The 6,843-nt window shown below is 58.7% G+C and carries 7 protein-coding genes; 6 read left to right on the top strand and 1 reads right to left on the bottom strand.

The annotated features are described in order from the left end of the window. The first annotated feature begins 577 nt into the window (after positions 1-577). The 5 genes from rplB to rplP are packed head-to-tail and all read left to right on the top strand — an operon-like array spanning position 578 to position 3,222. Positions 578-1,420, top strand: coding sequence for a 50S ribosomal protein L2 (rplB, locus tag AAFO90_RS13985; protein WP_065271471.1), 843 nt, complete (start codon positions 578-580; stop codon positions 1,418-1,420). Positions 1,421-1,423: 3 nt separating this feature from the next. Beyond that, a complete protein-coding gene (gene rpsS, locus AAFO90_RS13980; protein WP_065271470.1) occupies positions 1,424-1,702 on the top strand; it encodes a 30S ribosomal protein S19 in 279 nt (92 codons plus the stop codon). Between the two features lie 3 nt (positions 1,703-1,705). Then, entirely contained in the window at positions 1,706-2,086 is a 381-nt protein-coding gene (gene rplV, locus AAFO90_RS13975) for a 50S ribosomal protein L22 (protein ID WP_065271469.1), read from the top strand. Further along, positions 2,086-2,796 (top strand): 30S ribosomal protein S3, encoded by a 711-nt coding sequence (gene rpsC / locus AAFO90_RS13970; RefSeq protein ID WP_065271468.1) that lies wholly within the window; start codon positions 2,086-2,088, stop codon positions 2,794-2,796. The genes rplV and rpsC overlap by 1 nt, the downstream gene beginning before the upstream one ends. Positions 2,797-2,808: 12 nt before the next feature. After that, a complete protein-coding gene (gene rplP / locus AAFO90_RS13965) occupies positions 2,809-3,222 on the top strand; it encodes a 50S ribosomal protein L16 (protein WP_065271467.1) in 414 nt (137 codons plus the stop codon). A gap of 232 nt (positions 3,223-3,454) precedes the next feature. Here the strand turns inward: rplP and AAFO90_RS13960 are convergent, their stop codons facing one another. Then, the gene (locus AAFO90_RS13960) at positions 3,455-5,623 is read right to left on the bottom strand and encodes a methyl-accepting chemotaxis protein (RefSeq protein WP_347509763.1); all 2,169 of its coding nucleotides are present in this window, start codon (positions 5,621-5,623) and stop codon (positions 3,455-3,457) included. Between the two features lie 255 nt (positions 5,624-5,878). On the opposite strand from AAFO90_RS13960, the gene AAFO90_RS13955 reads away from it, so the two are divergent. Continuing rightward, on the top strand, positions 5,879-6,499 hold the full coding sequence (locus AAFO90_RS13955) for a TIGR02466 family protein (RefSeq protein ID WP_347509762.1): 621 nt from the start codon (positions 5,879-5,881) through the stop codon (positions 6,497-6,499). Positions 6,500-6,843: the final 344 nt, after the last annotated feature.

Below are 6,843 nucleotides of genomic sequence, written 5' to 3'. Positions count from 1 at the left end.
CTTCCTGCTCTTTGATCATCCCGATGATTTGCGCCTCGGTGAAACGGCTCTTACGCATTCGTCTGCTCCTACATAGGTTGGGCAGACTCTACTTCATGGTGAGGGATTTTGCGGGGGGCAGGTCACGTTGCTCATCATGAGCCAGTCTACGGTGCTAGATTAGTTGAGGCGATGGACGCGCTTAAATTTCTGCGCGATACGCTTGGTGCGAAGAGAGCGGAAGATCCATCTGAGTTTCAGAAGTTCTCAAGGATTCAATACTTACGGTTGCGCATGGACTATGAGAGTTTTCAAGAGGTTTGGAACAATCTTACTTAGAGCATAGGCTGCCTTCCCCATTGCCACCCTCTGCAACCTCTGCTACATGGCTCCAATCCTGAAGGCCTCGGATTCGTCCGGGGCTGTTACTTTTGTCGGGATGCTGACGAACCTGGGACCTTCGGGGCCCTCTACATCGGTCACCTGAACCGCCGCACACGGCACATCAGGGGGCTTTAACATAGCGGTGCCAAAGACAAGAACCTAAGGCACTGCAGCGATGGGGAAACCCATCGTAGCTAAACGGAAGACAGAAAGCATGGCACTTAAGTCGTATAAACCGACGACGCCGGGCCAGCGTGGGCTGGTTCTGATCGACCGTTCGGAGCTTTGGAAAGGGCGTCCGGTCAAATCTCTCACTGAGGGTCTGACCAAATCGGGCGGCCGGAACAACACCGGACGGATCACTTCTCGCCGCCGTGGTGGTGGCGCAAAGCGTCTTTACCGGATCGTTGACTTCAAACGGAATAAATTTGATGTCGCCGCGACCGTCGAGCGCATTGAATATGACCCCAACCGTACTGCCTTCATCGCACTGGTGAAGTACGAAGACGGCGAGCAGGCCTATATCCTCGCTCCGCAGCGTCTGGCAGTGGGTGACAAGGTCATCGCCTCCGCGAAGGCAGACATCAAGCCGGGCAACGCAATGCCGTTCTCGGGCATGCCGATCGGTACCATCGTTCACAACATCGAAATGAAGCCCGGCAAAGGCGGCCAGATCGCCCGTGCAGCCGGTACTTACGCTCAGTTCGTTGGCCGTGATGGTGGCTACGCTCAGATCCGCCTGTCCTCGGGTGAACTGCGCATGGTCCGTCAGGAATGCATGGCCACCGTTGGTGCCGTCAGCAACCCTGACAACAGCAACCAGAACTACGGTAAAGCTGGTCGTATGCGCCACAAGGGCAAGCGTCCCTCGGTCCGTGGTGTCGTTATGAACCCGATCGACCACCCGCACGGTGGTGGTGAAGGCCGGACTTCGGGTGGTCGTCACCCGGTGACCCCGTGGGGTAAGCCGACCAAGGGTAAGCGCACCCGCAACAAAAACAAAGCGTCGCAAAAGCTGATCATCCGCTCGCGTCACGCCAAGAAGAAGGGACGTTAATCTATGTCTCGCTCTGTATGGAAAGGTCCTTTCGTCGACAGCTATGTGCTTAAGAAAGCCGAAGCTGCACGTGAATCGGGCCGCAATGAAGTGATCAAGATCTGGTCGCGTCGTTCCACCATTCTGCCCCAATTCGTGGGTCTGACGTTTGGTGTGTACAACGGTAAGAAACACATCCCTGTCAACGTCTCGGAAGACATGATCGGTCAGAAGTTCGGTGAGTATTCGCCGACCCGGACCTATTATGGTCATGCTGCGGACAAGAAAGCGAAGCGGAAGTAAGTCATGGGCAAGGTACAAAATCCCCGCCGCGTGGCCGACAACGAAGCAATGGCGAAAACCCGCATGCTTCGGACCAGCCCGCAGAAACTGAACCTGGTGGCTCAGATGATCCGTGGCAAGAAAGTGGACAAGGCTCTGACCGACCTCACTTTCTCGAACAAGCGGATCGCGCAGGACGTGAAGAAATGCCTTCAGTCCGCCATCGCGAACGCCGAGAACAACCACAACCTGGACGTCGATGAACTGATCGTCGCCGAGGCATGGGTTGGCAAGAACATGACCATGAAACGCGGTCGCCCGCGGGCCCGTGGTCGTTTCGGCAAGATCCTGAAGCCGTTCGCTGAGATCACCATCAAGGTGCGTCAAGTTGAGGAGCAAGCCTAATGGGACATAAAGTCAATCCGGTCGGCATGCGCCTGCAGGTGAACCGCACCTGGGACAGCCGTTGGTACGCCGACACCAAGGACTACGGTGATCTTCTGCTGGAAGATCTGAAACTGCGTGAGTTCATCAAGGCAGAGTGCAAGCAGGCCGGTGTGGCCCGCGTGATCATCGAACGCCCCCACAAGAAGTGCCGTGTGACCATTCACACCGCGCGTCCGGGCGTGATCATCGGCAAAAAAGGCGCCGATATCGAGGTCCTGCGCAAGAAGCTGGCAGCGATGACCGACTCGGAACTGCACCTCAACATCGTTGAAGTGCGCAAGCCCGAGCTGGACGCACAGCTGGTTGGCGAGTCCATCGCTCAGCAGCTGGAACGTCGTGTGTCCTTCCGTCGCGCGATGAAGCGTGCCGTTCAGAACGCAATGCGCATGGGCGCCCTGGGTATCCGGGTGAACGTCGCGGGTCGTCTGGGTGGTGCTGAAATCGCTCGTACCGAATGGTACCGTGAAGGTCGTGTGCCGCTGCACACCCTGCGCGCCGACATCGATTACGCTCACTCCGAAGCCATGACCCCCTACGGGATCATCGGGATCAAGGTCTGGATCTTCAAAGGCGAGATCATGGAGCATGACCCGCAGGCGCGTGATCGTAAGTCTCAGGAAATCCAGGACGGCCCTGCACCCCGTGGTGCTGGTGGCGGTCGTCGCTAAGGAGGGGATGAGATGCTTCAACCAAAGCGTACGAAATTCCGCAAAATGCACAAAGGCCGGATTTCCGGTCTCGCCAAAGGTGGTTCTGACCTGAACTTCGGCACCTACGGTCTCAAGGCTCTGCAGCCCGAGCGCGTAACTGCCCGTCAGATCGAAGCTGCACGCCGTGCCATGACCCGTCACATGAAACGTCAGGGTCGTGTCTGGATCCGGATCTTCCCGGATACCCCGGTAACCTCCAAGCCCGTCGAAGTTCGTATGGGTAAAGGTAAAGGTTCCGTCGACTACTGGGCATGCAAAGTGAAGCCCGGTCGCGTGATGTTCGAAATCGATGGCGTCAATGACGACATCGCCCGCGAGGCTCTGCGCCTTGCTGCGATGAAGCTGCCGATCAAGACCCGCGTCGTGGTTCGCGAGGACTGGTAAGCCCAGGCTCTTTGGAAAATCAGAAACCCCCGCCGAGAAATTGGCGGGGGTTTTTCTTTGTGGTCACTCCCGGAAAATCCGTCTGCCTTCCTGAGGCGAACGGCAGTATGGCGTGGGGCGTGGTGCTGTGGCCAGAACGCAGCAATTGGCCCGCTCGGCGGAGTGCAGAGCGGGCCATTGTTTTGCGCGTCAGGGCGTCAATCCGGGGGGCGGCAGGACCAGAGCGTCCGGCCTATGCGGCCCAATCGTCTTGCTGCTGGGCGGCTGGGGCAGAGCCATGTTGTGCGGGGCTGCCTTTCAGGCGGAAACCCGAGATCGCCTCAAACAGCCGGTGTGCCTCCTGCTGCAGCAGCTGACCCGCAGCGGAAGTTTGTTCCAGCATGGCCGCGCTTTTTTGGGAATCTTTGTCGAGCGAGTCGACAGCGACATTGACTTCAGTCAGCCCGTTGGACTGTTCCACCGTATTGTCGGCAATCGTATTCATGCGCTCCACGACCTGGATGATGGTCTGCACGATCTTTGCAAGGGACTCGCCAGTCTCATCAACCAGTTTCACGCCGACGGTCACCTCGCCCCTGCTGGTGTTGATCAGGTTGTTGATTTCCTGAGCGGCAGCCGACGACCGCTGTGCCAGGGCGCGGACCTCGGAGGCGACCACGGCAAAGCCGCGTCCGGCTTCTCCGGCGCGGGCGGCCTCGACCCCGGCGTTCAGCGCAAGCAGGTTGGTCTGGAAGGCGACATCGTCGATCATGTCGGTGATCTTGGAAATCGCATCCGAGGAATCCTTGATCCGCTGCATGGCCGTGACGGTCTGCTCCGCGATGGAGCGGGTACCTTCCGCATTATTCTGGGCATTGTCGACCAGCGATTTGGCGTCCTGCGCGCTGGAGGCCGTGTCGCGCACCGTGTCGCTGACGGTCTGCAGCGCGGCAGCGGTTTCTTCCAGCGCGGCGGCGGAGGTTTCGCCGCGCCGCGAGGCATCGTTCATGGCGGATGAAATCTCGTTGGCGGTGTTGTTCAGCATTTCGCTGCTGCCGGTCAGTTGCCGGATCATACCATCAAGACTGTCGGTCAGGTGATCAATCGCATCAGAGATTTCCCGGAACACGCCTTTTTGCCCCGGTTGCATCGCTTGGTTCAGGTCACCGGTGGCCAGGCCGCTGAGCACCTCTTGAACGTCCTTCAGTCCCTTTTCGGCGACGGTGCCAATGGCGTTCACCCCGTTGCCCAGTTCTGCGAACATGCCGCTGCTGTCGGCCGTATCCACCCGTTTGGAAAAATCGCCTTCAGCGCAGGCGTCGATCACGCGGGCGATGTCCTTGGTCATCCGGTGCTTGATTTCCTCATCCTTGCGGAAGTCACCAACCGCCTCGGCGATTGCCGAGATTTCTCGGATGGGGGTCTTGGGGAGTGCAGGGGTGAAATCGTTTTCCCGCATCTTTTTCAAAACCATGTCGGTGCGTTTCAGGGGTCGGGAAATCCCGCGTGCCAGAAGCAGCGCGAGCACAATGAAAACGGCTGCGCCGCCCAGACCTGCGCGGGTCGAGTTACTGGCGGCCTGTTCGCTGATCGCGGCGGTGTCGGCAAGGATCTGCCCCATGACGATACGGGACTCTTTGTGCAGGGCTTCGACCAAAGGTTCAGCAGCGGCATAGGTCTCTGACATTTGTCTCCGGAGACCCTGTTCTTTCAGGGTCTCATCAACATAGGCCGCAAAAGACGTCTGATAGGTGTCCATCAGATCCGATATCAACTGAAACTGCGCGCGATCCGCGTAATAGCTTTCGGGAAAGGTGTGGAACTCATCGACACGTGCGTTCAGCCGTTCCAGATATTTCGGATCCTTGCGCATGATGAAGTCCTTCTCGTGGCGGCGCATCATCAGCATTTTGACCTGCATTTCGGGCTGTTCGAGGCCCTGCAATTCGCTTTCGACGTTCTTCACCGCTGTCCGCAGATTGCCCTGCAATCCGTCATCCTCATCAAGCCCCAGGCGGCGGTTGCTGTCTGCCAGGCTTAGAAAGGCCGCCCCATAGGCGGCGATCGCGGTTTCCAGTTCAGGCAGCGTGGCGGCGGTAGACCGCAGCTCGGGAACCCGGGCGATATTTTCCTTCAGGCCGTCAAAGGTCGACGCCAACTGATCCATGCTCGTGGCATGGAGTTTTGTGTATTTTTCGTCTTTGCGCAGTAGGAAGTCCTTTTCAGCACGGCGGGCCGAAAGAAACTGCTGCTCCAGATCGACAAGAGACATGTCGACCGCTTCGATCTCAGCGGCCCGGACTTGCATGTCGTCGCGAACCTGATGGGTATAAAGAGAAATGCCCGCCAGGGTGAACATGATGCCGGCGGCCAGCACGATGATCGACAGGATGGCGAGATTGATGGTTATTTTGAACTTCATTGTTGGGGCACTCGGTAAGTTGGGATGCTAAGTGACAACCGGAACTCAGGTCATACCGGGTCAGGGTAGCAGTGCCGCACTAATATTGTGTTGCGTCCCAGTGGCGGTCTGGGCATGGCTGGTCTGCCAGCGTGTCATGGCTGGCCGTGCTGATATATGCCCCGATGTGGTGGACGTTGTCCGCAGTGGGTTCCATTGCGCGGTCCAACCAATTGGGACTCGCAAAAGTGCGCCGGGCAGGGATAAAAGGCAGCTATGGCACAGATCGACTCTCTCTTCGTTACTCGTCTCTACCGCGCTGCTTTGTCCGAACACGGGCCGAACATCGACGCAGGCGAACTTGAAAACTCCTGCCTTGTCATCGCCGGTGATGATGAGGCCGGGCAGGACTGGTGCGAGGAGAACGGCTATCCCGGCTATACCTCATATGCCTCGCTGACGGATCTGCCCTGGCGGTTCCCGATCTTCGCCGATCTGGTGAAATCGCTGGACGCCCATGTGGCGGCCTTTGCCGAGGACCTGGAGCTGGATCTGGATGATCGCGCGCTGGTCCTGGAGGATCTGTGGATCAACATCCTGCCCGAGGGCGGCACCCACGCCAGCCACATCCACCCGCATTCGGTGATCTCCGGCACCACCTATGTGTCCATGCCCGAAGGCGCCAGTGCGCTGAAGCTGGAGGATCCGCGCCACGCGATGATGATGGCCCACCCGCCACGCCGCAAGGATTGCCGCCAGGAGCTGAAGACATTCGTCTACCAGTCCCCCAAGGTGGGCGATGTGCTCTTGTGGGAGAGCTTCATCCGCCACGAGGTGCCGCTGAACATGGCCGAAGACGAGCGGATTTCGGTCAGCTTCAATTATAAGTGGGAGTGAGCGCCGTCTTGGAAATGATCCGGGGGATCATTTCAGGCGCGAACGGGCGGAGCCCACTGGCCGCGAGGCTATGCGAAACCTCAGTGTGGCACCTGACCCGGGGGCGGCGTGAAGCGCCCTCCCGTCGGCAGGGTCGGGCGCGGCCCGGACAGTCAGCCCGTTCCAGGCTGACTTTAAACGGCGTACGAAGTTTTGCGCATCGGCTTGTATGGCTCGCTGCCGCGTGTTTTGCGCGAGCTACATCTTTCCCTTGCCCCCAACCACCAACTCTCCTATACGGACCCATCACCGCGCTCAGTGATGAGTCGCGGTGCTCCATTTTCTGTGCCCGTATCTGATGCGGG

It is taken from the genome of Phaeobacter sp. CAU 1743 (assembly GCF_039839315.1).
GTDB classification, from domain to species: domain Bacteria; phylum Pseudomonadota; class Alphaproteobacteria; order Rhodobacterales; family Rhodobacteraceae; genus Phycobacter; species Phycobacter gallaeciensis_A.
This window is presented reverse-complemented; position numbering and strand designations above follow the sequence as displayed.